The organism is Mesorhizobium sp. BR1-1-6, from assembly GCF_020165355.1.
Classification (GTDB): Bacteria; Pseudomonadota; Alphaproteobacteria; order Rhizobiales; family Rhizobiaceae; genus Mesorhizobium.
This window is the reverse complement of sequence record NZ_JAIUHZ010000025.1, coordinates 35,979-61,735: the sequence shown is the minus strand read 5'-3', so window position 1 is coordinate 61,735 and position 25,757 is coordinate 35,979. Positions and strand designations below refer to the sequence as shown.

Here is a 25,757-nt window from a genome sequence, read left to right as displayed (position 1 = left end):
GCCCGTACCTTGATTTCGCCACCCGATCGGTGAAATGCTCCAGGCATGGAATGGCGCGACGAGGGAATCATTCTCGGCACCCGCAAGCATGGCGAAACCAGCGCCATCCTCGAGGTGATGACGCGTGCGCATGGCCGCCATCTCGGCCTCGTGCGTGGCGGGCGCTCGCGCAAGCAGCAGCCTGTTCTCCAGCCCGGCAACCGTGTCGACCTGCTTTGGCGGGCGCGCCTTGATGAGCACCTAGGCACGTTCCAGGCCGAAGCGATCGAGATGAATGCGGCCAGGTTGATGGAGAGTGCGGTCGCCGTGTATGGCCTGCAGACCATGGCCGCGCATCTGCGCCTGCTGCCCGAGCGCGACGCCCATGGCGGCCTCTACGAGGCGCTGTCGGTGATGATCGTGCATCTCGATGACGTCGATGCGGCCGGCGAACTGGTGGCCCGTTTCGAGCTCCTGATCCTCGACGAACTGGGTTTCGGTCTCGATCTCACCCAGTGCGCCGCGACCGGCACGCGGCAGGATCTTGCCTATGTCTCGCCGAAATCGGGCCGAGCGGTGTCGCGGGAAGCCGGCGCGCCCTGGCGCGACAAGATGCTGGCGCTGCCGGCCTTCCTGCGTGGCTCCGGCCTGCGCGCCGATCCGGCGGCGATCCAGGATGCCTTCCGGCTCACCGGCTTCTTCTTCACCCGTCACGTCTACGAGCCGCGCGGCATCGAGCAGCCGGACGCGCGCTCCGGCTTCCTCGCCGCGCTGCGGAAGCACCACACGACAAAAGGCCTGTCGGGAGAAACCGCCGCGAGAGAAATCATCACATGAGCGAAGTGGAACTTTATCCAGGCCGGGTCTCGCCGCTCGGCCTCGGCACCATTCCGCATGCGGACATCCTTGCCTACACCGGCCTGGAACTTTTGCAGCGCATCATCGATGGCAAATATCCGGCGCCGCCGATTTCCTTCCAGCTCAGCTTCGCGCTGACCGAAGTCTCGGAAGGCCGTGCCGTGTTTCGGGGTGTGCCGAACGAGCGCCACCTGAACCCGTTGGGGGGCGTGCATGGCGGCTGGGCGGCGACACTGCTCGATTCGGCGCTTGCCTGCGCCGTGCAGACGCTGCTCGCAAAAGGCGAGGCCTATACGACGGCGGAATTCAAGGTGAACCTGACGCGGCCGATCACGCCCAGGACCGGAGAGGTGGTCTGTGAGGGCAAGGTCATTCACAAGGGCCGCACGCTGGCCGTTTCGGAAGCGACGCTGAAGGACGCCGGCGGCAAGCTGCTGGCTTTCGGCACCGAGACATGCTCGATCTTCCCGGCCTCCAATCTGGCGGCACGATAGGAATCGTCCTAAGGCGCACTGGGCGAGCGGTGATAACAGCGGATGTTATCCGGCATTTTGCCGTTCCACGAAATCGTCCAGGATCGCGCGCTGGCCTTTGAGTATCTTGAGACCGGCCTCCAACTCTGAAAACCAACCGGCCCGGTCCACTTCGGGAAATGCCTTCATGGATCCCGACCGTGGCGGCCACTCCATGGTGAACATGTTGCTTTTGATGGCATCGGTGTCGACGTCGGCCTCGACGCTCCACGCACTCACGATCTTGCCGCCAGGCTGCCGATAACTGCCGACAGGCTGGAAGTCGCCGTTGATGGTGACGCCGAGTTCTTCTTCTGCCTCACGTTGGGCGGCTTTCAACTCGTCCTCGCCTTCGTCGACGAGCCCTTTGGGGATAGACCATGCCCCCTCGTCTTTTCTTGCCCAGAACGGTCCACCCGGATGGACGAGCAGGAACTGGAGGGCCCCGGCGTTTCGCCGGTAGATCAGCAGTCCTGCGCTTCGTTGCGGCATACGTATTCCCATGACATCGCTTGGAGAACCCTTTGCGGCCAAGGTATCATAGGCCATCGGCTGCGGGTTTGGCAGGCAATGTTCCGGAAACCGGCCATTCGCAAGCGATGCCGAGGGCCAATGGGCGCAAGCCGCTGGCTTTCGACGCCGAAACATGCTCGATCTTTCCAGCCGCCGATCCGACGGCCGTTGGCTGGTCGTTTGCAGGCCACATTTGATTGTCAGTAGCAACTGGTCTGGTTTGGGGGAGCCGCCATGTTTGAAAGCCTGATCGGCCTTGTCGCCATCATCGTGCTGTTCGTCATCATTTCGCGCCAGCAGAGCCGCATCGGACTGATCGAGCGTGAGCTAAGCGCACTGCGGAGCCTCGTCCTTTCCGGCGCCGTGCCGCCTCTCGCCAAGCAGTCCGAACCGGCGGCGACCGAGGGCCAGCCGGCCGAAGCCGTTGTTGCTGCGGCCGTGGTCGTTTCGCCAACGGCCAGCGAGGCAGCCACCGGGCAGGCGCTGCCGGCTCTGGAAACCGACGCCGCGACGGACGAGGTCAAGCCGGGACCATGGACACCAGGCGAGGCGGCGCCCAAGGTAGCCGAGCCTGTCGCAGCGGTGAAAGCGCCCGGCAAACCCGATATCGAAACGGCGCTCGGCACCCGCTGGGCGGTCTGGGTCGGCGGTTTGGCACTGGCGCTGGGCGGCCTGTTTCTCATCCGCTACACGATCGAAGCCGGAATTTTCGGCCCCGGTGTGCGGCTGACCATGGCCGGGCTGCTCGGCCTTGTGCTGATTGCAGCCGGCGAATTCATTCGCCGCACCGGCTTCAGGGTGCCCGTGCAAGGCGCCGCAGGCGCCTACATCCCGGCGATCCTGACTGCGGCGGGCGCCTTCATCCTGTTCGGCGCCGTCTATGCCGCACATGGCATCTACGGATTTATCGGGCCGGCGCTCGCCCTCACGCTGCTCGGCGCCATCGGCATAGCGACGATTGCCGCCGCCCTTGTCCACGGCCAGGCGCTGGCTGGTATCGGCCTAGTCGGCGCCATGGTGACGCCGATGCTGATTGCCTCTCAGGCGCCCAATCCCTGGGCCCTGTTCGGCTATCTGGCGATCGTGCTTGCCGCCAGCGGCGTCATTGCCCGCATGCGCGATTGGAAGTTGCTGATGACGGCGGCCTTTGTCGGTACCGGCATCTGGACGATCCTCTACATGACCGATGCGCCGGGCGCGAATTTATCCGTGATCCTGTTCGTGAACACCGTCACGCTGGCCGTGCTCGCCTTCGTCTGGCTCGGCCGCCGCAGCGACGAAGGCGGATCAGCCACGGCTTTCGACTGGCCGTCCGTCGCGCCGGGCCTGTTTGTTGCCCTCTCGGCGCTGGGCCTTTCGGTCGATCCGGCCTTCGTCGCTGCCGGCGATGCCTTGCCGGGAGCCGTCGTGCTCGCCGCGATGGTGGCCGTCGCGCTCTACCGCCCCCCGGCGCTGCCACTGCTCTATGCGGCGGGACTGGTGACGGTGCTGATCTATCTCGGCATCATCCCGCCGACTTCGATCGCTTCTGATTTTTCAGGCGACGTCTTGGGCATCGATGCCGTGCCCCTGGCTACATCGAACGCACTGACCTTGCGCATCGGTGTTGCGCTTGGCCTTGTCTTCATCGGCGCCGGTTTCTGGGCCGCCCGCAAATTTGCCGCCGCGACCCACTTCCGCGCTGCGTCATGGGCGGCGTGGGGCGTCATCGTGCCGTTGGTCGTCCTGCAGGCACTCTGGTTCACGTTCGGCAATCTCGACCGCGATCTTGCCTACGCCGCCGTGGCGGCGCTGCTGGTCGTGGTTTTCGCTGCCGGCGGCGAGTGGATCGCGCGCGGCGAGCAACCGCCGTTGCAGGGCAGGGCGGCCGTATCCTTCGCGCTCGGCGGAGCCGCGCTCGCAGGCCTGCTGATGCTGCATATGGCCTTCAGTTCCGGCTGGACAACCATCCTGCTTGGTGCGGCCGCAATCGTGCCGGCGCTGGCCACACGCTGGCGTTCCTATCCGGTGCTCGGCTGGATTTCGGTCGGCGCGGTCGCGGCGGTGCTTGGACGTGTCATCTTCGATCCGACCGTCGTCGGTGCCGGGTTCCTGTCGACGACCCCGGTTTTCAACTGGCTGCTGCCGGGCTATGGCGTGCCGGCGCTCGCCTTCGCTTTCGCCGCCTGGCAACTGGCCCGCACCACCGACGGCCGGCCGCGCCTGGCCATGGAAGCTTCGGCGGCGCTGTTTGCACTGCTGACGCTTGCCATGCTGGTGCGCCACGCCATGCATGGCGGTGTCCTCAACAGCGATGCGCCCACACTTGCCGAACAGGCCATCTACACGCTGATCGCGATCGGCGCCGGCGCCATACTCGTGGCCATCGACAGGCGCTCGCCAAGTTCCGTGCTGCGCTACGGGTCCATGGCGGCGGGCGTGATCTCGGTCGCCTTCATCGTCGTGCAGCATTTCCTGGTGCTGAACCCGCTCTTCACCGACGAGTCGACCGGGCAGATCCCGGCCTTCAACCTGTTGTTCCTCGCTTATCTCCTGCCGGCGGTCGCAGCCGGCGGGCTTGCGCTCTATGCCCGCAACAAGCGGCCGAAATGGTATGCCGCCATGCTGGCGCTGGTGGCGGCCCTGCTTGCCTTCGCCTATGCCACGTTGTCGGTGCGGCGCCTGTTCAAGGGCGAGTTCATCGGCTTGTGGAGCGGCCTTGGCCAGTTGGAAACCTACACCTATTCGGCACTCTGGCTGATCATCGGCGTGGCGCTGCTGACCGCCGGCGTCTGGCTGAAATCACAGGTGCTGCGCATCGCCTCGGCCGCATTGATCGCGGTCGCCGTACTGAAGGTGTTCCTCTTCGACATGTCGGAGCTGGAGGGTGTGCTTCGCGCACTGTCCTTCATCGGCCTTGGCGCCGTGCTGATCGGCATCGGCCTGTTTTACCAGCGGCTTTTGACCAGGGCGGCGAAAGAGACTTGAGGGTTAGCATTGTTTGAATATTCAAAATGGAATATATGAATATTCCACGGGAGATATTCAAATGCCGCTCTATATCCGCGACGATGAGGTAGATGCTCTGGCGACGAAATTGCAGCGCGAGACGAATGCGCCGAGCAAAACGGAAGCCGTGCGAACCGCGCTTTTGCACGAACTTGAACGAAGCCGCGCCCGCAAACCGCTGCGGGAGAGGATTGCCGTTCTTCAAGCGCAAGCAGCGGCGTTGGGGCCGTCCGACACCACCTTCGACATCAAGGCATTCATGGACGAGATGTGGGAAGACTGATGTTTGTCGACGCATCGGTTGTCGTTGCAATTCTCGCCAAGGAATCGGGTTGGGAGGAATTGCTGAAGCGGATCGCCGACGTCGACGGTCAGCTGTACATTTCAGCGCTTGTTCGGCTCGAAGCTACGCTTGCCCTCGGGCGAGTGAATGCCGGTGCCAAAAAGCCGACTCCCGAAATGCTGTCTGCGGCGCGCGATCTGGTCGATGCGTTCATTGTTGAGATCGACGCTCGCAATGTAGCCATCAACGAGGATATCGGGGGGCGCGCCATTGATGCCAGCATCCGGTACGGCAAAGCGGTCGGTCATCCGGCCGACCTTAATTTTGGTGATTGCTTTTCCTACGCCTGCGCCAAGGCTCTTGATGTTCCGTTGCTCTTTAAAGGCAATGACTTTCTCAAGACCGATTTGGCGTAGTTGGCCTCCTATTGATTGCGGGAATAAACCCGCCGCTTCCATCGTTACATCATTGCTTGGGTGACCGGGGCGGTGGACCGCTTCGCACTGGCTGCTTGCGTCGCGCCGCGAAGGCGCGTTCAATCTGATGAATAGGGCAATTCCGAAACCAGCGGTCATGGACGAAAAGAAGGCAGCAATCCTCGGCGAAATACCGCGCCTGCGCCGCTACGCACGCTCGTTGTTGCGCGACCGCGACGCCGCCGACGATCTCGTCCAGGACTGTCTCGAACGGGCCCTCATGCGGCTCGACAACTGGCAGACGGGAGAAAGCCCCAGGAGGTGGCTGTTTACGATCATGCATCATTTGTTCATTGACCAGATGCGCAAAGTGAACCGGCGCGGCGAAGCCGCGATGCTGTCGCTGGAAGCGGGCGAGGCGGTTGCACAGCCGGCCGAGCAGGTGGAAAGCATCGCCTCGCGCGAGATCGTCGACGCATTGCAGGCGATCAGCCCCGACCGCCGTGCCGCACTCGTCATGGTCGCGATCGAAGGCTTTTCCTATGCCGAGGCCGCCAACATCCTGGGAGTGCCGGCGGGAACGCTGATGTCGCGCATCGCGCGCGGGCGCGAGGAGTTGCGCGGACTGCTGGACGACACGGCACGCCGCCGTTCGATAAGGATCGTCTAGAAATGATCCGCCGCGATTTCTCCGAACGCGACATCCACATGGCACTCGACGGCGAGTTGCCGGCCGATGAGCGCGCCGCCTATGACGCATGGCTCGACGCCACTCCCGAGATGAAGGCGAAAAGCGCCCGTTTCATCGCCGACAGGACGGCATTGCGAGATGCCTTCGCTGGCGTGATCGACGAGCCGGTGCCGGTGCGGTTGCGCAAGGTGGTGCTTGGCGAGACGCCAGCCAGGACGCCAATGCCACGCTCGCGCTGGTGGCTTGCCGCCGCCGCTGCCGGTCTACTGGCCGCGGGCGGGCTTGGCGGCTACTTTGCCGGCAGCGACGGTATTGGCCGGGAAGATCAGGCCGAGGATCAGTTGGCCGAGCAGGCGATCGCCGCGCATGTCATCTATGCCGCCGAGAAGCGGCATGCGGTGGAAGTGCCGGCAAGCGACAAGGATCATCTGCTGACCTGGCTGTCCAACCGGGTCGGATTGAAGCTGGTTGCGCCGGACTTGACCGGCAGCGGGTTCCAACTGGTCGGCGGCAGGTTGCTGCCGGCTGGCGAGAGCAAGGCGGCAATGCTGCTCTATGAAGACGACAAGGGCGAGCGCATATCGCTCTTTGTAACGGCCGAATCGGTGGAGAACGCCAGGGGGACCTACGCTTCGGCGCAAGCCGGCCCGCAGGCCGTCTACTGGCTGGACAAGGGCTATGGCTGCGCTGTCGTCGGCTCAGTGCCGCGCGAGCAATTGGCCATCGTGGCCAAGAGCGCCTACAGCCAGCTTCTGGCCGGCCTGGCGAGTTGAACAGCATCGTTTTTTGGCGCCGCCGCCTACTCGAAAACGGTGACCTGGTTCAAAGCCTTTGTCCTCCCGGGCTGGCGCCAATCTGTCACAATTCGGCCCTAATCGAGGTGCGATAGCGCTGGATGGGCGCTGCCGTTTTGGGCTGGTGTCTGGACGTTTCGAATAGGGCCTTCATCACAACCCAATCGAGGTTTTCCAAGCCCGCATGCCTGCCGAGATTCGCACGGCCCGCGCGACTGACGTCGATGATCTCGCCGCCATCGAGAAAGCTGTTTTCTCCAGCGACCGCATTTCCCGTCGCTCCTTCCGACAGTTCATCGAGCGCGAGACCGCCGAGACGCTGGTCGCCGAAAGAGATGGCCGCGTCGCCGGTTATGCGATTGTGCTGTTTCGCAAGGGCAGCGGCGTGGCGCGCCTTTATTCGATCGCCACCAGTCCCTTTTTTGGCGCCCTCGGCATCGGCCGCCGGTTGCTAGTGGCGGCGGAGGAGGCGGCCTTCGAACACGATCGCATGATGCTGCGCCTAGAAGTGCGGGAGGATAATGCCCGCGCCATCAGCATCTACGAGCGGGCCGGCTACCGCAAGATCGGCCGCGAACCCGATTACTACGAGGACGGCGCCACGGCGCTGCGCTACGAGAAGACCTTGCGCGGCGAACTTCCGGCCGCCACCAGCGTGCCGTTCTACCAGCAGACCTGCGAATTCACTTGCGGTCCCTGCTGCCTGATGATGGCCATGGGCAATTTCGATCACGACTTCGTACCGGACCCGGTCAGGGAAATTCGTCTTTGGCGCGAAGCGACGACCGTCTTCATGATGTCGGGCCCGGGTGGCTGCGAGCCGTTCGGCCTCGCGGTCGCCGGCTATGAGAGCGGCCTTGCGGCCGAGATTTACGTGTCGTTCTACGGCGCGTTGTTCCTCCAGTCGGTGCGCAGCGCGGACAAGCGCCGGGTGATGGAACTGGCCCAGGTCGACTTTCGCCGACGCGCGGAACTTTACGGCATCCCGGTGAATTACCGTTCATTCACCATCGACGACATTCGCGCCGCGATCGCGAAAGGAAAATTGGTGCTGGTGCTGATCAGCGGCTTCCTGATGTTCGGCAAGAAGGTGCCGCACTGGGTGTTGGCCATCGGCGACGACGGTGACCATATCCTGATCCACGATCCCTGGGTTGAGGACGAGAGGCAGGAGACCATCCTTGATGCCGCCAACATTCCCGTGCCTTACGGCATCTTTATGAACATGGCGCAGTTCGGCCGCGACGGACTGCGCGCCGCCATCACTCTGGGGAAGCGCTGATAACAATGACCTGGGTTATCTTAACTGGCCGGCAGAGCGATCTCGACCAGGTGGCGACACCGCACAAGATTATCACCAACCGCGACTATCTCGCGCATCCGGCGCTGTTTCGCGGCCAGCGTCCCAAGGTCATCAACCTGTCGAACAATTACGGCTACCAGAGCCGCGGCTATTATGCCTCGCTGCTGGCGGGTTCGCGCGGCCACAAGGTCATCCCGACCGTAGAAACCATGATCGATCTGTCGGAGCGCAAGCTTTACGAACATGCGCTGCCCGAACTGGAGCTGGCGCTCAACAAGTGCCGCAAGGATCTTGGCGGCGCTTTTCCGGCGAAGGTCTGCATCTTCTTCGGCATTGGCCCGTCCAAGGTGTGGGACCGATTCGCCAAGCTCCTGTTCGACTGGTTCCGCGCGCCGGCGCTCGAGGTCCACATCAAGGACAGCGCCGAGTGGGCCTCGATCCGCAAGATCGGCTTTCATCCCCTTGCGCGCATGACCGAGGAGGAGGAGAGCTTCTTCCTGCAATGCCTGGACACCTATACCAATCGCGAATGGCGCGACACCAAGGGCCGCACGCCGGCGCGCTACACTTTCGCCACGCTGGTCGATCCGCATGAGGAATTGCCGCCCTCGGAAATCTCCTCGCTGCGCTACTGGGCCAGGATCGCCGAAAAGATGGGCGTCGAAATCGAGCCGATCACCAAGAGGGACCTCGCCAAGCTCGCCAATTACGACGCGCTGTTCATCCGCGAGACCACCTCGATCTCCAACCATACCTATCGTTTCGCGCGCCGCGCCCAGCAGGAAGGCATGCCGGTCATCGACGACCCGCTGTCGATGATCCGCTGCACCAACAAGGTCTATCTCAACGAGCTGATGGCCTACAACAAGGTGCCGGTTCCGCCGACCGTGATGATAGCCGGCACTTCCGACCTTGAACTGGCGGCGCAGACGCTGGGTTTTCCGCTGGTGCTGAAGATCCCGGATTCCTCCTTCTCGCGCGGCGTCAAGAAATGCGCCAATTTCGAGGAATTGAAGACACTCGCCACCGAATGGCTGGAGGATTCCGATCTTCTGATCGCGCAGAAATTCATCCCGACCGAATATGACTGGCGTGTCGGCGTGCTCGGCGGCCAACCGCTGTTTGCCGTACATTACCTAATGGCCAAGAAGCACTGGCAGATCGTCAACCACAAGGCCAGCGGCAAGCCCGACCAGGGCGGCATCAAGACCTTCACGCTGAAGGAGACGCCGCCCCATGTCGTCGAGACGGCAGTCAAGGCGGCGCGCTGCATCGGCGACGGCCTCTACGGCGTCGACCTCAAGGAGACCAAGGACGGCGTCTTCGTCATCGAGGTCAACGACAATCCCAACCTCGATCATGGCTGGGAGGACTCCGGCGAGAAGGACGAGGTCTGGGTACGGCTGACGCAATGGTTCCTGGAACGTTTGGAGCGGCCGGGCCGATAATTATCCGATTGGGGCAGAGATGCTGTTTTTGGTGACCGAGGATTTTCGCGGCTGCGACCGCAAGGAGATCTACCGCCGCTTCCGCGATTACGGTCGCCTGAAGCCGAGGAGCTTCTGGTGCACCATAGCTGGATCGCGGCGGACATGAGCCGCTGTTTCCTGCTGGTGGAGACCGACGACGTCACGCTGCTGCAGCGCTGGGTGATCGAGTGGGCGGATCTGGTGGAGTTCGAGATCGTGCCCGTGGCGGCGAACAAGGACATGGTCGAGGCATTGAGCGGGCACCTCTGACCATCGCCGCTTGCTGGCTCAGCGGAGCGCCGGCGAGCCCACCGCGCGCTGGCATTCATCGACCAGCCAGTCACGGAACGCCGCCACGACGTCCCTTCTTGCGCTCCGCTGCGGAATTGTCAGGCAATAGGGCTGGCGCAGCGCAATCGCCTTGGCGACAGGCCGGACCAGCCGGCCGTCCTCCACGGCCTCGGCGCAATAGATCCCTTGCGCCAGCGCCACGCCCAGTCCCGAAATGGCGAGGTCGAGCGCCGCGCGCGAGGAGTTTGCCGACAGGCCGCGCTGAATGCCGCGCCCAGGCGCTATGCCGGCCGCCTCGAACCAACTGCGCCATGAGGGAAAGGATGCGCCGGTCGGTCCCCAGTCGGTGTGGATCAGGGGCAGCCCGGCGAGCGGACCGCCATCCGCCTCCAGCACGCTGGCGAGCTTTGGCGCGCAGACGGGATAGACCGCGTCCTGGACAATGTCCTCGATCGGGTGCTCACGATAGTGCGGACCGTAGGAGAGCCTGAGGTCGATCAGGTCGCGGTCGAACGACACCGGGTCGTCATCGCCCCTGAGAGATATGTCGACGGCACCGTGGATGGCGATGAAGCCGGCAAGGCGCTCGGAAAGCCAGCCCATGGCCATGGACGGCGGGACCGAGACGACGAGCCGCGGGCGGAACGCATCGCCTGCAAGCTGGCGCGAGACGCTGCCGATTTCCTGGAAGGCCATGGTCAATCGAGGCAGCATCTCGACGCCAGCCTCGCTCAGGACGACACGCCGGTTGGCGCGGTGGAAGAGCTTGCGGCCGACTTGCTCCTCGACCATGCGGATGAGCTGGCTGACTGCGGCGGCCGAGACCGAAAGCTCTTCCGCCGCCGCGGCGAAGCTGCCGGTGCGCGCCGCCGCCTCGAAGGCCTGAAGACCTCGCAACGATGGCATTGCAACCATGGCGGTGACCAAAAAGATAAGTTCAGCTTATCTATATTGCAGAAATCCTCGTTGTTAGAAAGGTTTCTTGCTGGGGTATGCTGACCGAATGAATTCAATCAGCCGGGATGCCCCTATGGATCATCGTGACGTGATCGCCTCGCTGACGAATGAGGAGCGCAGCCGGCTAACCGGCAAGTCGGATGGGCCCGGCCTTGTTCAGCTCGCTTTCCACCTCGGCGCGATCCTGCTCCTCGGATGGTTGATCGCCGCCAAGGTGCCGTTCTGGCCGCTGCTGATGCTGCCGCAAGGCATACTGATCGTGTTCCTGTTCACGCTGCTGCATGAGACGGTGCATCGCACGGCTTTCGAAAGTCAATGGCTGAACGACGCAGTCGCGCGCGTCTGCAGCCTCGCGATCGCGCTGCCGGCCGACTGGTTCCGCTATTTCCATTTCGCCCATCACCGTTTCACCCAGGATCCCGAACGCGATCCGGAGCTGGCTTTCCCGAAGCCGGAAACCTGGCGGCAGTACCTGGTCCACGTTTCCGGACTTCCAGTGTGGTTGGGGCATCTGAAGACGCTCCAGGCCAATGCCATGGGACGTTGCCAGGACAGCTACGTGCCCCCAAAGGGGCGTCCGAAGGTACGCGCCGAGGCACGCGCGATGATTGCCTTCTATGCCGTCGTGCTGGTGCTCGCGCTGTGGTTCAAGGCGACGGTGCTGCTCCATGTCTGGATCTTTCCCGCGCTGCTCGGCCAGCCGTTCCTGCGGCTCTACCTGTTGGCCGAGCATGGCCGCTGCCCCTTCGTCGCCAACATGCTGGAGAACACCAGGACGACGCTGACCAACTGGGCTGTGCGCAAGCTTGCCTGGAACATGCCCTTCCATGCCGAGCATCACGCCTATCCGGGCGTGCCCTTCCACCGGTTGCCGGAGTTTCACGCGCTGATCGAGCGGCATCTGAAGGTTGTCGAGCCGGGTTATATCGGCTTCCATGAAAAATACATCGAGACGCTGCGCTGATTTATGGCGTCAGCCGGTCTGGCTGCGCACCGCGCTCGATTTCAACAGGTGCTGAATCTCCGCCGCCTTTGACGGCACGCCGATCAGATAGCCTTGCGCCTCCACGCAGCCGTTTCGGCGCAGCATGTCGAGCTGTGCTTCGGTTTCCACGCCTTCGGCGGTGACGGTGATGCCCAGTTCGGCGCCCAGCCCGATGATGGTGCGCACGATCGCTGCGGTATCGAGATTGCCGATGTCGGAGATGAAGGAACGATCGATCTTGATCTTGTCGACGGGAAAGCGCCTGAGATAGCCGAGTGAGGAATAGCCGGTGCCAAAGTCGTCGAGCGCGATGCGGATGCCGAGTTCACGCAACTGTCGCAGCGTCTTCAGGACGGCTTTGCTCTCGTCCATCAGCACGGTTTCGGTGATCTCCAGTTCCAGTCGTCTGGCCGGCACGCCCGAAAAGGCCAGGGCAGAGATGACGCTGCGAGCAAAGCCGCCGCTTTTGAGCTGCACGGCGGAGACATTGACCGCAATGCGCAGGCCAGGTGGCCAGGCTGCCGCCGTCGCACAGGCCTTTCGCAGCGCCCATTCGCCAAGCGGCACGATCAGCCCGGTTTCCTCGGCGACCGGAATGAATTCGTCCGGCGCCACAGTGCCGCGCGACGGCGAATGCCAGCGCATCAGGGCCTCGGCGCCGACAATCTCGCCCGAAGCTATGGCCATGATCGGTTGGAAATCGAGATCGAATTCCCGGCTCGGCAGCGCCGTATCGAGATCGGCTTCGAGGGCCCGGCGCGCGCGCACCGTGGCATCCATGCCGGGCTCGAAGAAACGGTACAGGTTGCGCCCTTCGCTTTTTGCCCGGTAGAGCGCCATGTCGGCGTTTGTCAGCAATGTATCGGCGTCCCTGCCATCGCCGGGAGAAAGCGCGATGCCAACGCTGACGCCAACATGCATGTCCCGGCTCTTGTCATGAAATGGTTTGGCGATGGCCTCGACAATGCGTTTCGCCAGTTTTTCCGCGCTCGCCAGGCCCTCGACGTTGAATTGGACGATCACGAACTCGTCGCCGCCAAAACGGGCGACGATATCTGCGTCGTTGTCCACGCAGCGCAGCAGTCTTGCGGCCACGCCTTTCAGCAGCCGGTCGCCAGCCGGATGTCCCAGCGTATCGTTGACGACCTTGAAGCGGTCGAGGTCGAGCGAGAAGATTGCCAGCGGTCCCGCGGCCGCATCCTCCAGTGCCCGGTCGAGCCGGTCGCGAAACACCGAGCGATTGGGCAACCCGGTCAGCACGTCGTGATGCGCAAGATGGGTCATGCGCTCCTCGGCAAGCCTGCTCTCGGTCACGTCATCGAAAGTGGCGACCCAGCCGCCGCCGCTCATCGGCCGGCGGGCAACCATCAGCGTTCGTCCGTCGGCGAGCCGGCGGGGGGTCGACCGCGTCTGGCCGGCCAGCACGCGAGCCTCGGTCCTCGAAACTTCGTCCTCGACATCTATGGGCGCATAGACCCCAAGGCGCACCAGCCGTTCGAGGAGTTCGCGGTGAGTCATGCCGAGCGGCAGATCCACCTCGGTCACACCATAAAGCTCCAGGATGCGCTGATTGCGTACGATCAGCCTGCCGCCGGCGTCATACATCAGCAGGCCCTGCGACATGTTCGCGAGCGCCGCGTCGAAGCGGCGATGCTGTTCCTTGAGATCCTGTTCGGCGCGCCGCTGCTCGGTGATGTCTTCGTAGATCGAAACCCAGCCGCCCGATGCCAATGGCCGGTGCGAGATGCTGATGATGCGCCCATCAGAGAGCGCCTCCTCATAGGTCGAGGGTTTCGCTCCATCGATATAGGGCTTGCGGATGGCGTAAAGTTCTTCGGCGCTTTGCGAGGCGATGCCGACATCGACGCTGTGCCGCAGGATGTCGATGAAACGGATCCCCGGCTGCGCCACGTTGGCGTCGAGGCAGAAGATGTTGATATAGTTGCCGTTGCAGATGATCATGCGCTCGTCGGCGTCGAACATGCAAAGACCATGCGACATGTTCTCGACGGCGGCCGAAAAGCGTTCGTTTTGTTCGCGCAGTTCGTCTTCCATATCACGACGATCCACGCCTTCGGCCCCCTGTTCAGGGACGGTCGAACCATCCTTGTCGTCAACGACGGGCATGAGGCGTGCCTGCGGCTCGTGATCGAACACCGCACTGTCGGCTGTTCCGGTTAATTTAGCGTTTTCTACCCTACCGCCGTAGCAACCTTGCGCCGCGACTTCTCGATCGCGGAAAAACGCTTCAGGAAGGCATTCTGTGCCCAGGTTACCGAGCGCGGCGTGAAATCGAAGCGCTCGGCACTGAAGCCGCGTGGACGACCGAAGAACTCGGTCGCCTCCGCGGTCGAAAAGCCGGCGAGCAGCGTTGCCTCGAAATAGGCGGCGATCTGGTCCGCGCGCTTGATCTCCTTGCGCAGGCCGGCGCCTGGTTCCGGCGGCAGGGAGAAGCGCAGATGGATGGCGCGCTGCAAGCGCAGTTCACAGTCCTTGTAGCTGCCGCCCATCACAGATTTGAACGGCGAGATCATGTCGCCGATGACATATTCGGGCGCATCGTGCAGCAATGCCATAAGCCGGGCGTCCGCCGGCGCATCGGGCATCAGGTCGCAAAACAGCGCTTCCACCAGCAACGAATGCTGGGCGACCGAGAAGGCGTGCTCGCCGCGGGTTTGGCCGTTCCAGCGCGCGACGCGGGCGAGCCCGTGGGCGATGTCCGAAATCTCGATATCGAGGGGTGAGGGGTCGAGCAAGTCGAGCCGGCGGCCGGACAGCATGCGCTGCCAGGCGCGTGGCGGCGCACCGATGCGGTCGGCCGCCATCAGGCCTCCTCCGTGCCGGCGGCTTCCTGGGGAAAGCTGAATTTGGCGAAAGGTGGAATGGCCACCGTAACCGGCACGTCTCCGGCCAGGATCGGTTGGCCGGCGTCGAGCGCTGTCTTGACCCTGTCGATACGGGCGATGCCGAGGCCGATCGTGCCGGCATTCGAGCCGAGAGTGCCTACCGATCGCCCGTCGACGGTCAATTCGGCGCCGGCCTCAGGCAAGGCCCGTTCGGCCCTGACGATCAGCACCCGCCGCCTTGCCGTGCCACGATGCTGCATGCGCGAGACGACCTCCTGGCCGACATAGCAGCCTTTCCTGAAGCCGACGCCACCGGTCTCGTCGAGCAGCACGTCATGCGGGAAGGCGTCGCCGAGCTGGTAGTCGGTGCCGCTCTCGGCAATGCCATGCGCGATGCGCAAGGCCTGCCATGCGGCACCGTCGTCAGTCTCTTGAGCGCTGCCATAGGAGCGGGTGACGCTTTCATCGCGAAAGCGCCGGTCGGCCAGCACGGTTGAATCCTTTTGTGAGGGAGCTGACTCATTTCCCCAGGCAATGGAGACAAGCGTCTGTTCGGATTTGGCAATCTCGACCTTGGCGCGCAACTTGTACAGCATCAGCCGGCGTACGAAATCGTCAGCGATGTCGGCGCGGCATTCGAGGCGGAACGCGTTTTCGCCGGCCCGTGAGATCAGGAAGTCAAACAGGATCTTGCCTTGCGGTGTCAAAAGCGCGCCCGGTTTTGCCTCGCCGGCGCCGAGCGCGTCGAGGTCGGTGGTCAGGATGTTCTGCAGGAAGTGTTCGGCATCCGGACCGGAGACGGAGATGAGCGCGCGGTCTTTCAGCAGGGCAAAGGGCATGGGCGGATAAAAGCCTGATCTTGCAAAACGGATGGCCATTACGTAAGCCGCTGACACTTCCCCTGCAAGAGATCGATCAGCATGGCCAACACCTACGACCTCATCCTGACAGGCGGCATGGTGGTCAACCATGACGGCGAGGGGCAACGCGATGTCGGCGTGAAGAATGGGCGCATCGCCGCCATCGGCGATCTGCGCCAGGCCTCGGCCGGCGAGACGATCGACTGCCGGGGCCTGCATATCCTTCCGGGCGTCGTCGACAGCCAGGTGCATTTCCGCGAGCCGGGACTGGAGCACAAGGAGGATCTGGAGACTGGATCTCGGGCGGCGGTGCTCGGTGGCGTCACCGCCGTGTTCGAAATGCCCAACACCAATCCGTTGACGACCAGCGAAGAAACGCTTGCCGACAAGGTCCGGCGCGGCACCGGCCGTATGCACTGCGACTTCGCCTTCTGGGTCGGCGGCACCCGCGACAACGCCAACGATGTCGCCGAGCTCGAGCGCCTGCCGGGCGCGGCCGGGATAAAGGTTTTCATGGGCTCGTCCACCGGCGACCTGCTGGTCGAGGACGATGAAGGCGTCGCCTCGATCCTCAGGAACACCCGCCGCCGCGCCGCTTTCCATTCGGAAGACGAGTTCCGGCTGCGCGAACGCCTTGGCGAGCGCATCGGGGGCGATCCTTCATCGCATCCGGTCTGGCGCGACGAGATCGCCGCCTTGCGCTGCACCGAGCGGCTGGTGCGCATCGCACGCGCCGTCCGTGCCCGCATCCACGTCCTGCACATCTCCACGGCCGAGGAAATCTTGTTCCTCGAACAGCACAAGGATGTCGCCACCTGCGAGGCGACACCGCACCATCTGACACTGTCGGCGCACGACTACAAACGGCTCGGTACGCTGATCCAGATGAACCCGCCCGTCCGTGCCCCGCGCCATCGCGACGGCGTCTGGCACGGAATCGCGCAAGGCATTGTCGACGTACTCGGTTCCGACCATGCCCCGCACACATTGGCCGAAAAAGCAAAACCATATCCGGCATCGCCCTCGGGCATGACCGGGGTGCAGACGCTGGTGCCGATCATGCTCGACCACGTCAACGCCGGCAGGCTGACCTTGCAGCGCTTCGTCGATCTTTCAAGCCACGGCCCGCAGCGCATCTTCGGCATGGCCAGGAAAGGCCGTATCGCCGCCGGCTATGATGCCGATTTCACAATTGTCGACATGAAGCGGCGCGAGACTATCACCAATGCACAAGCCGGCTCGAAGGCCGGCTGGACGCCTTATGACGGCAAGGAAGTCACCGGCTGGCCGGTCGGCACTGTCATTCGAGGCCAGCGCATCATGTGGGAGGGCGAGATCGCGACGCCGGGCCAGGGCAGGGCAGTGGAGTTCTCCGAGGCGTTGCCCGCATAGCCATTTCACATCGTTGGATTTCTTAGGCACGATCCACTAAGTTGAGTGGGTTATGCGCACAGATATCACGCCAATGATTGTCCCCGCTGAGTTTCCGGAGCTACACGCACTCGTCTGGAGCCGCGATGCAACGCGCCCGATTCCTGCCGAGGAAGCTTTCGCCATCTACGAGCGCAACTGGCGGTTTGTCGATCAAGAGCGCCTTACAACATCTGAAAGGCTGCTTATCCAGAACCTGGCGGAAAAATTCGGCCAGGGCATTCTTTTGACCACTGGCTGAAGTTTCGTTTCCTTCCTGATTTCTCCGCAACTGGAATACTAACGGGCCCGATGCAGCCATTCGACGAGGCGATCCGCACGAATAGGCACTCGCGTGTCCGAGTTTCAGTCGCCGGCGACGAAAAACGTCCATTGCCCAGCGGGCGTGATGCCGACGCGGTAGAAGATGTAGGCGCCGAACTGCTTCATGTCGTCGAAGTCACTCGCGGTGACGATCTTGAACAGCTCGACCCGTTGCCTGGCGTCGAGCTTGTCCAGGGGTAGAGCGAAGAAATACGGCCAGACATAGAGCTCTTGTGGCGTCCCGGCATCGACATGGACATAGCCGGCATTGAGCACCTCCTCCAGTATGGCAAGAATCTCCTGGCCATCTTGGTCGCCGGAGAGCCCCTTGAGGAAGGTAATGGCGTCGCCATCTATGTCGGCCAGCGACAGTTGGGTCATGCCGTCGCCCTTGCCGATCAAAGGCCTCAGTCTTTCGATGTCGCCGCTCTCGCAGGCTTCGATGATCAGGTCATGCATGCGCCGCACCGGTTCAGGCAGCTTGCTGAGGTCGTAGACGACCTCCGGCGTGGGCGCGTCGGGATCGACGCGCGGCCTGTTGGTGGCACCGTCGCCGTTCGGCGGGGTGACCGGCTCGGCTTTGTCCGGGGCGGTTGGCTGGCTCGTCGAAGATGGCGTTCCGACCGGATCGGGTATCGGCACGGTGCTTCCCGGCGGCGACACGTCGTCGTCCACCATCGGTTGGGCCGGCGAGGGGAATTCTTCGCGCTTGATCTCGCTCAGCGCATAAGCGGGACTGCTTGTCAGACACGCAACCAAGGGAATCGCGGCACTGCACGCGGCGAAACAGATGCAAAGGACCAAGCCGCGCGGCTCGCCTGACATCGAAAAATTCACTGCCCGTTTCTCCCTGCTTCCGGGCATGATGCCCGAGCGGCATTTGCCGTCAAAGAACCGGACGTCGGTTCAGTGCCGCAGCCGTTCGGGTTCGAAGGCGCCAGCAATCACCTTTTCACGCATGCGGTCGAGCAGGGCAAGGGCCGATGTCTCGCCGTTGGCGCGCAGCATTTCGCCGAACGCGGTTTCAAGCGCCGCTTCGGCGATGATCTCGGGTTCTATGCCTGCCGAAAGACCTTCGGCCCAGGCCTCGCTGTGGCTCTCCACCGCGGTCAGGCGCTTTTCTTCCCTGACCAGCGCGTCGATGTCGTTGACACCATGTTCCATAAGCGATGTCCACCCTTGCAAGCAGCGATCCGTCGATGGATCAGGCTTGATCTGTTCCGTTTACACGCAGCCGCAAATAAGTCTTTGTAAATACGACATTTTTTTGATCGTTCTTTACAGGAGGCCGGTTGCGCTTGCGAAGCTGCATTCAATCCTGGTCAAACTTAGCCGATTAGGCGTGCCTGCGGGGTGAAAACCTTCAGTTTGAGTTAATTCCACATCCGCGCGCTAACGTTTCATTAACGCTGTTGCATAAGCGCAACAAAAGGATTGCACCATGACAGTTCTCGACACAAGCTGGATATGCCCGCAGTCGCCGCCAATGGACCGGATATCTGTTGATGAAGGCCGGATGCGCTCTTGCGAGGGCACTTTGGGCGATATGCGCTAGTTGCCGTAGCGCGAGGCGATGTCGCGCGACAGGGTCTCGCCTTCCTTCATGTAGCGGCCGATGGCTTCGGTCGCCGACGCGGTGCATTGCGTGTAGGTGCCGCCGAATGAGCGGTAGCCGCGATTGAAGCTGGCGATGAAGCGGGCGCGCCGTTGCGGATCCGGGTTCTCCGATTCGAGCAGCTTCTGCATCTCGCCGCGCCACTGGTCGCCCTTTTCGCCGCACAGATTGCGCAGGAAATGCAGCGACCCCAGAACCTCCGCCAGCCGCATCAGCCCCGGTTCGAAGGGTGCCTCCGCGCTGAACGCCGGTCGTGCCGCCACAGGGCTGACGGCAAGGCATGTCGCGAGAAGGAGAGGAAGGCAACGCATAAGTCAATCTGGCCAAACAATTTGCCGCCTGCAAGGCGATTGTGCCGGGCGAATTCCGGATTTCAGGGTCGCTCAGGGGTTTGCGACGGCCGTCCGAGCAGTTCCTCGGCGACCGCGAGCACCGAACCGGCAAGCGGCAGATCAGCCATTTCGGCCAGCGTGTAGAAGGCGGCGGTCTCGGCGTCGTCGCTGGCCACGGCCTCGCCGCCGGCATGGGCCGCACCGAATACCGTCAGCAGGTAATCGACCGGATGCCCGTCGAGCGTGCCGTCGATGAGGATTTCGCGCAGCCGTCGGTAGTTTTCGGCCTGCAATTGCGTCTCCTCCAGCAATTCGCGCCGTGCCGCCTGTTCCAGCGTCTCACCGGCTTCGACCTTGCCGCCCGGGAATGCATAGAACCCTTGCGAGGGTTGTCGCGCCCGCTTGACCAGAAGCACGGCGTCGCCGCGCACAACGGCGACCGAGACCGCGGGAATGACTTTTCGCACTTCGTCCATGGATATCCGATCGCCCTGATTTACGGCAGCCTGTTGTGGACCGGCCGACGCCGGACAGCTTTAGCGGTTGCAGTGCTGCTGTTCTATCGCCACTTTCGAAACCGGACATCAGGACCAATAGACATGTGCGGACGTTTTGCCTTGACCGCGACACCGGACCAGACAGCCGCTTTCCTCGGGCTGGCGGAGGTGGAGCAGTTTCCTGCGCGCTACAATATAGCGCCGACGCAGCCGGTGCTGATGGCGATCTCAGGCCCGCCGCGGGCGCCGGGTTCCAACCTGCCGGACCGCCGGCCGATGCTGGTGCGCTGGGGCCTGATCCCCGCCTGGGTAAAGGATGTCGGCGAATTTCCGCTGCTGTTCAACGCACGCTCCGAAGGCGTGATCGAAAAGGCCTCGTTCAAAGCCGCCATGCGCCATCGCCGGGCGCTGGTGCCGGCATCAGGTTTTTACGAATGGCGCCAGGCGCGGCCCGGAGAGGCGGGCGGCAGGAAGGGGCAGCCTTACTGGATCAGGCCGCGGCATGGCGAGTTGGTCGCCTTTGCCGGGCTGGTTGAAACCTATGCGGAACCGGGCGGCTCGGAGTTGGACACCGGCGCCATTCTGACGGTCGAGGCCAATGCCGACATCGCGCATATCCATGACCGCATGCCCGTGGTGATCGCACCTGAAGACTTCACCCGCTGGCTCGATTGCCGCGGACTTGAGCCGCGCGACGTCGCCGACCTGTTGCGGCCGGCGCAACGCGACTTCTTCGAAGCGATTCCGGTCTCCGACCTCGTCAACAAGGTCGCCAACACCGGGCCGGAGATTCAGGAGAAGGGGGAGATCGGGCCCGAGCCCGAGAAGGTCAAGCGCCGGAAACCCGGCGCGGACGACAGTCAGATGACGCTGTTTTAGCAGGAACTCTGTTCGAGGTGCGGTTTGGCGCCTCGTTCCGACCCTTGGGCCGATCGCGCACTGCTTCAGGCAGCGCGGGGCGATACGATTTTCTGCACCGGCTTTTTCTTCTTCGCGGTGTGGAGCAGGGCGGCGACGATCGCGGCCGGGCCGATTGCGCGATAATGGTTTGCCAGCGCTGGTTGCTTGGCGCGGTTGGCTTCCTGCTTGCTTCGAGGCATGTGTCTCTTCCCAGATAACGTTTCCGTGTCTGCGTTTGGCGGCCGAATCCGACCAAATCGTGACGCAGGTTGATCTAGCCGGAGTATGTTTCATGACTGTGCCGACATGTTTAATAAATGTTTCAGTGGCTGATTCCGTGTGATCGGGCGACGCATTTGCCGGTTCTGGCGTCGTTTTTCTCGGGATAAGCGACTTGACGGCAACACTGGCCAAGGCGATAAAGCCGCCTATGAAAACGTCTTTCGCCATTTGTGGCATTTGCATTATTGGCTAGCTTCGCGCTGGTCCGGACGTTTTCGCCTCATCTTCCCCTAGATTGGACAAACGCCCCGGCCAGCAGGCTGGAGTCCGTTTTGCGCCTCGGCGCGGAGCTGGCTTCATCCAGGCAAAAGTTCTGAACCGGAAAGGCATGGAATGTCTGACGCACCGAAGGGCCTGCGCCTCTACAACACGCTGACGCGCGCGAAGCAGGATTTCGTCCCGATCGACGCGCTGAACGTGCGCATGTATGTCTGCGGTCCGACCGTCTACGACTTCGCCCATATCGGCAATGCCAGGCCGGTGATCGTCTTCGACGTGCTGTTCCGGCTGCTGCGCCATCTCTATGGCGAGACGCACGTCACCTATGTGCGCAACATCACGGATGTCGACGACAAGATCAATGCACGCGCACTGCGCGATTTCGGCAGCGAGATATCAGCCGGCGGACTGTCGCTTAACGAGGCGATAAGGCGGGTGACGGAGAAGACCGCGGGCCAATTCCACAAGGACGTCGCGACGCTCGGCTGCCTGGAGCCAACAGTCGAGCCGCGCGCCACCGAGTTCGTCGAGCCCCGTGCCGACGGCAAGGCAGACATGATCACCTTGATTCAAAGCCTGATCAAACGCGGCCATGCCTATGTTGCCGCAGGCGAAGTGCTGTTCGACACCGCTTCGATGCCCGACTACGGCCAGTTGTCGAAGCGAAATCTCGACGAGCAGCAGGCCGGTGCTCGCGTTGCAGTCGACGCGCACAAGAAGAATCCTGGCGACTTCGTGCTGTGGAAGTTGTCGTCCCCGGAGGAGCCGGGCTGGCAGAGCCCATGGGGCAGGGGCCGGCCGGGCTGGCACATCGAATGCTCGGCCATGTCCGCCGCCTATCTGGGCGAGGTCTTCGATATTCATGGCGGCGGTCTCGACCTGATCTTCCCGCACCACGAGAACGAGATCGCCCAGTCACGCTGCGCGCACGGCACCGATGTGATGGCCAACATCTGGATGCACAACGGCTTCCTGCAGGTCGAAGGGCAGAAGATGTCGAAGAGCCTCGGCAATTTTTACTCGATCAACGAGCTGCTGGAGACCGAAACGTTCGGCGGCCGCAAATGGCCCGGCGAGGTGCTCAGGCTGGCTATGCTGATGACCCATTATCGCGAACCGATCGACTTTTCCGTGCGCAAGCTCGAGGAAGCGGAGAACACGCTGCGCAAGTGGAAACGCGCGGCCGATCTGGCGCCGGCGGTCGGGCAATTGCCGGACGAGGTCGTGCAGGCGTTGTCGGATGATCTCGCCACCTACGCCGCCTTCCAGGTTTTGACCCAGTTGGCCGGCGAGGCGGTCGACTTCAGCGGCGATGGCGAAAACGCCGCAGCGGCCTCGCTGAAGGGTGCGCTTGCCTTCCTGGGTTTCGATGTCGGCGCGGCCAAGGTCGACGAAGCCGCGCTCGCCAAGGCGATCGCCAGGCGCCTGGAATTGATCGCCGCCAAGAACTGGGCCGAAGCCGACCGCATCCGCGACGAGTTGTTGGCGCAAGGCGTGCAACTGAAGGACGGCAAGGACCCGGTCACCGGCGAACGTGTGACGACGTGGGAGGTGAAGCGGTGAGGGCGCTGCAGAGCATCGTTTCAAAGTTGGCGGAGGCTTTGATGACGGCTATCAGCGGTTTCGCTAATCTTCAGCGTGGTGTTGTCTAGCCATGGGGCACGACCTCGTTCCCGCACGCCAGCGCAAGAACGCAAAGTCCATGCGTCGCGTCATGACCGACGCCGAATTAAAGCTATGGAATGAACTTCGCGCTCATCGGCTGATGGGGCTAAGCTTTCGCCGGCAGGTGCCGATCGGCCCCTATATCGTGGACTTTGCTTGTTCAGCTCATCGCCTCATCGTCGAAGTCGACGGCAGCCAGCATGCAGACGCTGAGCACGCGGAACGCGACGAGGCACGGACCGCCTACTTGACATCCAGCGGCTGGACCGCCCTGCGCTTCTGGAATGATGACGTGATCCGCGATATCGACAATGTCTGTCAGCACATCGTGATTGCGGCCGGCCTGGCTGGCGCGGAAGTGCCGGAACCAGCAACGGAGGAGTTCGTTCCATGATCGACCATCTCGGCATCGACGTTGCTGACTTTGACGCTTCGAAGGCTTTCTATGACAAGGCGATGGCGCCGCTTGGCGCCTCGCTGCTCCATATGGTGCCGCTGGAATACACCGGCGGCGCCAAGGTCGGTGGCTACGGCCGCGATCGGCCGGTGTTCTGGCTCCAGGAAGGCAAGGAGGGCCAAAAGGCCCGCCAGCACGTTGCCTTCACCGCGCGCAGCCGCGCCGAGGTTGATGCTTTCCATGCTGCCGCTCTCGCCGCCGGCGGCAAGGACAATGGCGGGCCGGGCCTGCGCCCGCACTATCATGCGGACTACTATGGCGCCTTCGTCTTCGATCCCGACGGCAACAATGTCGAGGCCGTCTGCCATGATGCGGAGTGACCTGCCATGAGCCTCGACAACCGGCCGATCTACACCGGCGGCTGCCAGTGCGGCGCCGTGCGCTTTCGCGTCGAGGGCGCACTCGGCGATGCCTCGGTCTGCCATTGCCGCATGTGCCAGAAGGCGAGCGGCAATTTCTACCTTCCGCTGGTCTCGGTGCGCGGCGCCAAGGTGGACTGGACGCGCGGCGAGCCCAAGCGCTTCCGCTCGTCGAACGCTGCCTGGCGTGGGTTCTGCGCCGAATGCGGAACGCCGCTGACTTTCGAGGCGCCGGACGGCATGGCGCTGGCGATTGCGGCCTTCGACGATCCGGCTGATATCGCGCCGACCATCCAGTGGGGCACGGAGGCAAAGCTGCCTTACGTCGATTCCATTCCAGAATTGCCGGGCGAGGATACGATGGCGGACATGGGTTCGGCCCCCTATCTGGCAGAGCTTGTCTCCTACCAGCATCCCGACCACGACACCGAGCAATGGCCGCCGGAGAAAACATCATGAGCGAGACCATTCGAACCGGCGGCTGCCAGTGCGGCGCCGTGCGCTTCCGCATCAAGGGCAAGCTTGGACGCCCGTCCATCTGCCACTGTCGCATGTGCCAGAAACAGTTCGGTTCCTTTTTCGGCGCCCTGGTGACAGCGCCGAAGGACGGCGTCGAATGGACCCGTGAGGAGCCGAGCTATTTCCAGTCCTCGGTCAACATCGATCGCGGTTTCTGCGCCCGCTGCGGCACGCCGCTGACCTACCGCCAGCCCGGCGGCCTGGAGATCGCCATCGGCGCCTTCGACGATCGCTCCGACCTGGCGCCGCAGATCCAGGTCAATTACGCCGGGCGGCTGCCTTGGGTGGAGACGATCTTCGAACAGCCCGTCCACCAGGATCCAGACTATTACGCAAGGCAGGAGGAGATCATCTCCTTCCAGCATCCCGACCATGAAACGACGGACTGGCCGTCCAAAGGTTTGCAACTATGAGCTCTGAACTGCGCACGCTTTATCCCGAGATCGAAGCTTTCGAGAGCGGTATGCTCGACGTCGGCGACGGCCACCAGGTCTATTGGGAACGCTCCGGCACCAAAGGCGCCAAGCCGGCGGTGTTCCTGCATGGCGGGCCGGGCGGCACCATCTCGCCAAAGCATCGGCGGCTGTTCGATCCCGATCTCTACGACGTCATCCTGTTCGACCAGCGCGGTTGCGGCAAGTCGACGCCGAATGCCTCGCTGGAGGCCAACACCACGTGGCACCTGGTCGCCGATATCGAGCGCCTGCGCGAAATGGCCGGCTTCGACAAATGGCTGGTCTTCGGCGGTTCCTGGGGTTCGACGCTGGCGCTCGCCTACGCCGAGACGCACCCGCAACGCGTCAGTGAGCTCGTCGTGCGCGGCATCTATACGCTGACCCGCCCCGAGCTCGAATGGTACTATCAGTTCGGCGTCTCCGAGATGTTTCCCGACAAGTGGGAGCGCTTCCTGGCGCCGATCCCCGAGGCCGAGCGCGGCGACATGATGGCCGCCTATCGCAAGCGGCTGGTGGGGTCCGACAGAAACGCGCAGATCGAGGCGGCCCGCGCCTGGAGCCTGTGGGAAGGCGAGACGATCACGCTTTTGCCCGAGCCGGAGACCAGCGGACCATTTGGTGAGGACGACTACGCCGTCGCCTTCGCCCGCATAGAGAACCACTACTTCGTCCATGCCGGTTGGCTGGAGGAGGGACAGTTGCTGCGCGATGCCTGGAAGTTGAAGGACATTCCCGGCACCATCGTCCACGGCCGCTACGACATGCCGTGCCCGGCACGCTACGCCTGGGCGCTGCACAAGGCCTGGCCGAAGGCGGATTTTCACCTGATCGAGGGTGCCGGCCATGCCTATTCCGAGCCAGGTATATTGGACCGGCTGATCCGGGCGACGGATGGGTTTGTGGGGAAAAACTGATGTCGGCGCTCACCCCCCTCTGGCCTGCCGGCCATCTCCCCCTCAAGGGGGGAGATTGGCCATC

Annotated in this window: 29 protein-coding genes and 1 pseudogene; 20 read left to right on the top strand and 10 right to left on the bottom strand. The window is 63.1% G+C overall.

All coding sequences use genetic code 11. From position 1 onward, the window contains the following. The first annotated feature begins 45 nt into the window (after positions 1-45). Complete coding sequence (gene recO, locus LB545_RS28310) at positions 46-816, top strand: DNA repair protein RecO (RefSeq protein ID WP_224706169.1); 771 nt, start codon at positions 46-48, stop codon at positions 814-816. Further along, positions 813-1,331 (top strand): PaaI family thioesterase, encoded by a 519-nt coding sequence (locus LB545_RS28305; protein WP_224706168.1) that lies wholly within the window; start codon positions 813-815, stop codon positions 1,329-1,331. Before recO ends, LB545_RS28305 begins: the two co-directional genes overlap by 4 nt. 45 nt (positions 1,332-1,376) lie before the next feature. On the opposite strand, the gene LB545_RS28300 is transcribed toward LB545_RS28305, so the two are convergent. Then, entirely contained in the window at positions 1,377-1,841 is a 465-nt protein-coding gene (locus LB545_RS28300; RefSeq protein WP_224706167.1) for an NUDIX domain-containing protein, read from the bottom strand. A gap of 255 nt (positions 1,842-2,096) precedes the next feature. Here LB545_RS28300 and LB545_RS28295 point away from each other — a divergent pair, with 255 nt between their 5' ends. From LB545_RS28295 to LB545_RS31235, 8 genes and pseudogenes are all read left to right on the top strand, one after another. Continuing rightward, on the top strand, positions 2,097-4,829 hold the full coding sequence (locus tag LB545_RS28295; RefSeq protein WP_224706166.1) for a DUF2339 domain-containing protein: 2,733 nt from the start codon (positions 2,097-2,099) through the stop codon (positions 4,827-4,829). Positions 4,830-4,890: 61 nt separating this feature from the next. Continuing rightward, positions 4,891-5,133, top strand: coding sequence for a type II toxin-antitoxin system VapB family antitoxin (locus LB545_RS28290; RefSeq protein ID WP_140494579.1), 243 nt, complete (start codon positions 4,891-4,893; stop codon positions 5,131-5,133). Continuing rightward, entirely contained in the window at positions 5,133-5,549 is a 417-nt protein-coding gene (locus tag LB545_RS28285) for a type II toxin-antitoxin system VapC family toxin (protein ID WP_140494577.1), read from the top strand. Before LB545_RS28290 ends, LB545_RS28285 begins: the two co-directional genes overlap by 1 nt. A 157-nt stretch (positions 5,550-5,706) precedes the next feature. Then, on the top strand, positions 5,707-6,219 hold the full coding sequence (locus LB545_RS28280) for an RNA polymerase sigma factor (protein ID WP_140494575.1): 513 nt from the start codon (positions 5,707-5,709) through the stop codon (positions 6,217-6,219). 2 nt (positions 6,220-6,221) lie between these two features. Next, on the top strand, positions 6,222-7,013 hold the full coding sequence (locus tag LB545_RS28275) for an anti-sigma factor family protein (RefSeq protein ID WP_140517812.1): 792 nt from the start codon (positions 6,222-6,224) through the stop codon (positions 7,011-7,013). A 205-nt stretch (positions 7,014-7,218) separates the two neighbouring features. Further along, positions 7,219-8,316, top strand: coding sequence for a GNAT family N-acetyltransferase/peptidase C39 family protein (locus LB545_RS28270; protein WP_140494571.1), 1,098 nt, complete (start codon positions 7,219-7,221; stop codon positions 8,314-8,316). A gap of 5 nt (positions 8,317-8,321) precedes the next feature. Next, a complete protein-coding gene (locus LB545_RS28265) occupies positions 8,322-9,785 on the top strand; it encodes a RimK family protein (protein ID WP_140494569.1) in 1,464 nt (487 codons plus the stop codon). A gap of 19 nt (positions 9,786-9,804) precedes the next feature. After that, a pseudogene (locus tag LB545_RS31235) lies at positions 9,805-10,076 on the top strand (DUF3303 domain-containing protein). Positions 10,077-10,094: 18 nt separating this feature from the next. Here LB545_RS31235 and LB545_RS28255 read toward each other — a convergent pair. After that, entirely contained in the window at positions 10,095-11,012 is a 918-nt protein-coding gene (locus tag LB545_RS28255) for a LysR substrate-binding domain-containing protein (protein WP_140666261.1), read from the bottom strand. A 115-nt stretch (positions 11,013-11,127) separates the two neighbouring features. Between LB545_RS28255 and LB545_RS28250 the strand changes: the two genes are divergently transcribed. Then, positions 11,128-12,018: a fatty acid desaturase family protein gene (locus LB545_RS28250; protein ID WP_140580896.1), complete on the top strand. Its 891-nt coding sequence runs from the start codon at positions 11,128-11,130 to the stop codon at positions 12,016-12,018. Positions 12,019-12,027: 9 nt separating this feature from the next. Here LB545_RS28250 and LB545_RS28245 read toward each other — a convergent pair whose 3' ends face one another. From LB545_RS28245 to LB545_RS28235, 3 genes are all read right to left on the bottom strand, one after another. Beyond that, positions 12,028-14,166 carry a putative bifunctional diguanylate cyclase/phosphodiesterase gene (locus LB545_RS28245; RefSeq protein WP_140494561.1) on the bottom strand — a complete coding sequence of 713 codons (2,139 nt, stop codon included), beginning with the start codon at positions 14,164-14,166 and terminating at the stop codon, positions 12,028-12,030. A 65-nt stretch (positions 14,167-14,231) separates the two neighbouring features. Beyond that, positions 14,232-14,864: an HD family hydrolase gene (locus LB545_RS28240; RefSeq protein ID WP_140517817.1), complete on the bottom strand. Its 633-nt coding sequence runs from the start codon at positions 14,862-14,864 to the stop codon at positions 14,232-14,234. Continuing rightward, the gene (locus LB545_RS28235) at positions 14,864-15,724 is read right to left on the bottom strand and encodes a YgfZ/GcvT domain-containing protein (RefSeq protein ID WP_140580904.1); all 861 of its coding nucleotides are present in this window, start codon (positions 15,722-15,724) and stop codon (positions 14,864-14,866) included. The genes LB545_RS28240 and LB545_RS28235 overlap by 1 nt, the downstream gene beginning before the upstream one ends. An 81-nt stretch (positions 15,725-15,805) precedes the next feature. Here LB545_RS28235 and LB545_RS28230 point away from each other — a divergent pair, with 81 nt between their 5' ends. Together LB545_RS28230 and LB545_RS28225 are read left to right on the top strand one after the other, a co-directional pair. Then, positions 15,806-17,137, top strand: coding sequence for a dihydroorotase (locus tag LB545_RS28230; protein WP_224706164.1), 1,332 nt, complete (start codon positions 15,806-15,808; stop codon positions 17,135-17,137). Positions 17,138-17,189: 52 nt separating this feature from the next. Next, positions 17,190-17,417, top strand: a complete 228-nt coding sequence (locus LB545_RS28225) for a hypothetical protein (RefSeq protein WP_140580909.1) — start codon at positions 17,190-17,192, stop codon at positions 17,415-17,417. A gap of 104 nt (positions 17,418-17,521) precedes the next feature. Here LB545_RS28225 and LB545_RS28220 read toward each other — a convergent pair whose 3' ends face one another. The 4 genes from LB545_RS28220 to LB545_RS28205 form a co-directional block, all read right to left on the bottom strand. Next, positions 17,522-18,316, bottom strand: coding sequence for a hypothetical protein (locus LB545_RS28220; protein ID WP_224706163.1), 795 nt, complete (start codon positions 18,314-18,316; stop codon positions 17,522-17,524). Positions 18,317-18,385: 69 nt separating this feature from the next. Then, entirely contained in the window at positions 18,386-18,643 is a 258-nt protein-coding gene (locus tag LB545_RS28215; RefSeq protein WP_008874920.1) for a hypothetical protein, read from the bottom strand. A 387-nt stretch (positions 18,644-19,030) separates the two neighbouring features. Further along, the gene (locus tag LB545_RS28210) at positions 19,031-19,405 is read right to left on the bottom strand and encodes a TIGR02301 family protein (RefSeq protein WP_140494550.1); all 375 of its coding nucleotides are present in this window, start codon (positions 19,403-19,405) and stop codon (positions 19,031-19,033) included. Positions 19,406-19,467: 62 nt separating this feature from the next. Beyond that, on the bottom strand, positions 19,468-19,902 hold the full coding sequence (locus LB545_RS28205) for an NUDIX hydrolase (protein WP_140494548.1): 435 nt from the start codon (positions 19,900-19,902) through the stop codon (positions 19,468-19,470). A gap of 123 nt (positions 19,903-20,025) precedes the next feature. On the opposite strand from LB545_RS28205, the gene LB545_RS28200 reads away from it, so the two are divergent. After that, entirely contained in the window at positions 20,026-20,802 is a 777-nt protein-coding gene (locus LB545_RS28200) for an SOS response-associated peptidase (RefSeq protein ID WP_224706162.1), read from the top strand. Positions 20,803-20,867: 65 nt separating this feature from the next. On the opposite strand, the gene LB545_RS28195 is transcribed toward LB545_RS28200, so the two are convergent. Further along, positions 20,868-21,023, bottom strand: a complete 156-nt coding sequence (locus LB545_RS28195) for a hypothetical protein (protein WP_140494544.1) — start codon at positions 21,021-21,023, stop codon at positions 20,868-20,870. Between the two features lie 415 nt (positions 21,024-21,438). On the opposite strand from LB545_RS28195, the gene cysS reads away from it, so the two are divergent. From cysS to pip, 6 genes are all read left to right on the top strand, one after another. Continuing rightward, positions 21,439-22,887: a cysteine--tRNA ligase gene (cysS, locus tag LB545_RS28190; protein ID WP_224706161.1), complete on the top strand. Its 1,449-nt coding sequence runs from the start codon at positions 21,439-21,441 to the stop codon at positions 22,885-22,887. 91 nt (positions 22,888-22,978) lie between these two features. After that, entirely contained in the window at positions 22,979-23,383 is a 405-nt protein-coding gene (locus tag LB545_RS28185) for an endonuclease domain-containing protein (protein ID WP_224706160.1), read from the top strand. After that, the gene (locus LB545_RS28180; RefSeq protein ID WP_140580914.1) at positions 23,380-23,766 is read left to right on the top strand and encodes a VOC family protein; all 387 of its coding nucleotides are present in this window, start codon (positions 23,380-23,382) and stop codon (positions 23,764-23,766) included. Before LB545_RS28185 ends, LB545_RS28180 begins: the two co-directional genes overlap by 4 nt. A gap of 6 nt (positions 23,767-23,772) precedes the next feature. Then, the gene (locus LB545_RS28175; protein ID WP_140818856.1) at positions 23,773-24,264 is read left to right on the top strand and encodes a GFA family protein; all 492 of its coding nucleotides are present in this window, start codon (positions 23,773-23,775) and stop codon (positions 24,262-24,264) included. After that, complete coding sequence (locus tag LB545_RS28170; RefSeq protein ID WP_140559467.1) at positions 24,261-24,737, top strand: GFA family protein; 477 nt, start codon at positions 24,261-24,263, stop codon at positions 24,735-24,737. Before LB545_RS28175 ends, LB545_RS28170 begins: the two co-directional genes overlap by 4 nt. Continuing rightward, the gene (pip, locus tag LB545_RS28165; RefSeq protein WP_140517824.1) at positions 24,734-25,693 is read left to right on the top strand and encodes a prolyl aminopeptidase; all 960 of its coding nucleotides are present in this window, start codon (positions 24,734-24,736) and stop codon (positions 25,691-25,693) included. Before LB545_RS28170 ends, pip begins: the two co-directional genes overlap by 4 nt. Positions 25,694-25,757: the final 64 nt, after the last annotated feature.

Coding starts and splice junctions, on each gene's coding strand:
- recO (WP_224706169.1), top strand. CDS start 46: ATGGAATGGCGCGACGAGGGAATCATTCTCGGCACCCGCAAGCATGGC.
- LB545_RS28305 (WP_224706168.1), top strand. CDS start 813: ATGAGCGAAGTGGAACTTTATCCAGGCCGGGTCTCGCCGCTCGGCCTC.
- LB545_RS28300 (WP_224706167.1), bottom strand. CDS start 1,841: ATGCCGCAACGAAGCGCAGGACTGCTGATCTACCGGCGAAACGCCGGG.
- LB545_RS28295 (WP_224706166.1), top strand. CDS start 2,097: ATGTTTGAAAGCCTGATCGGCCTTGTCGCCATCATCGTGCTGTTCGTC.
- LB545_RS28290 (WP_140494579.1), top strand. CDS start 4,891: ATGCCGCTCTATATCCGCGACGATGAGGTAGATGCTCTGGCGACGAAA.
- LB545_RS28285 (WP_140494577.1), top strand. CDS start 5,133: ATGTTTGTCGACGCATCGGTTGTCGTTGCAATTCTCGCCAAGGAATCG.
- LB545_RS28280 (WP_140494575.1), top strand. CDS start 5,707: ATGGACGAAAAGAAGGCAGCAATCCTCGGCGAAATACCGCGCCTGCGC.
- LB545_RS28275 (WP_140517812.1), top strand. CDS start 6,222: ATGATCCGCCGCGATTTCTCCGAACGCGACATCCACATGGCACTCGAC.
- LB545_RS28270 (WP_140494571.1), top strand. CDS start 7,219: ATGCCTGCCGAGATTCGCACGGCCCGCGCGACTGACGTCGATGATCTC.
- LB545_RS28265 (WP_140494569.1), top strand. CDS start 8,322: ATGACCTGGGTTATCTTAACTGGCCGGCAGAGCGATCTCGACCAGGTG.
- LB545_RS28255 (WP_140666261.1), bottom strand. CDS start 11,012: ATGGTTGCAATGCCATCGTTGCGAGGTCTTCAGGCCTTCGAGGCGGCG.
- LB545_RS28250 (WP_140580896.1), top strand. CDS start 11,128: ATGGATCATCGTGACGTGATCGCCTCGCTGACGAATGAGGAGCGCAGC.
- LB545_RS28245 (WP_140494561.1), bottom strand. CDS start 14,166: ATGCCCGTCGTTGACGACAAGGATGGTTCGACCGTCCCTGAACAGGGG.
- LB545_RS28240 (WP_140517817.1), bottom strand. CDS start 14,864: ATGGCGGCCGACCGCATCGGTGCGCCGCCACGCGCCTGGCAGCGCATG.
- LB545_RS28235 (WP_140580904.1), bottom strand. CDS start 15,724: ATGCCCTTTGCCCTGCTGAAAGACCGCGCGCTCATCTCCGTCTCCGGT.
- LB545_RS28230 (WP_224706164.1), top strand. CDS start 15,806: ATGGCCAACACCTACGACCTCATCCTGACAGGCGGCATGGTGGTCAAC.
- LB545_RS28225 (WP_140580909.1), top strand. CDS start 17,190: ATGCGCACAGATATCACGCCAATGATTGTCCCCGCTGAGTTTCCGGAG.
- LB545_RS28215 (WP_008874920.1), bottom strand. CDS start 18,643: ATGGAACATGGTGTCAACGACATCGACGCGCTGGTCAGGGAAGAAAAG.
- LB545_RS28210 (WP_140494550.1), bottom strand. CDS start 19,405: ATGCGTTGCCTTCCTCTCCTTCTCGCGACATGCCTTGCCGTCAGCCCT.
- LB545_RS28205 (WP_140494548.1), bottom strand. CDS start 19,902: ATGGACGAAGTGCGAAAAGTCATTCCCGCGGTCTCGGTCGCCGTTGTG.
- LB545_RS28200 (WP_224706162.1), top strand. CDS start 20,026: ATGTGCGGACGTTTTGCCTTGACCGCGACACCGGACCAGACAGCCGCT.
- LB545_RS28195 (WP_140494544.1), bottom strand. CDS start 21,023: ATGCCTCGAAGCAAGCAGGAAGCCAACCGCGCCAAGCAACCAGCGCTG.
- cysS (WP_224706161.1), top strand. CDS start 21,439: ATGTCTGACGCACCGAAGGGCCTGCGCCTCTACAACACGCTGACGCGC.
- LB545_RS28185 (WP_224706160.1), top strand. CDS start 22,979: ATGGGGCACGACCTCGTTCCCGCACGCCAGCGCAAGAACGCAAAGTCC.
- LB545_RS28180 (WP_140580914.1), top strand. CDS start 23,380: ATGATCGACCATCTCGGCATCGACGTTGCTGACTTTGACGCTTCGAAG.
- LB545_RS28175 (WP_140818856.1), top strand. CDS start 23,773: ATGAGCCTCGACAACCGGCCGATCTACACCGGCGGCTGCCAGTGCGGC.
- LB545_RS28170 (WP_140559467.1), top strand. CDS start 24,261: ATGAGCGAGACCATTCGAACCGGCGGCTGCCAGTGCGGCGCCGTGCGC.
- pip (WP_140517824.1), top strand. CDS start 24,734: ATGAGCTCTGAACTGCGCACGCTTTATCCCGAGATCGAAGCTTTCGAG.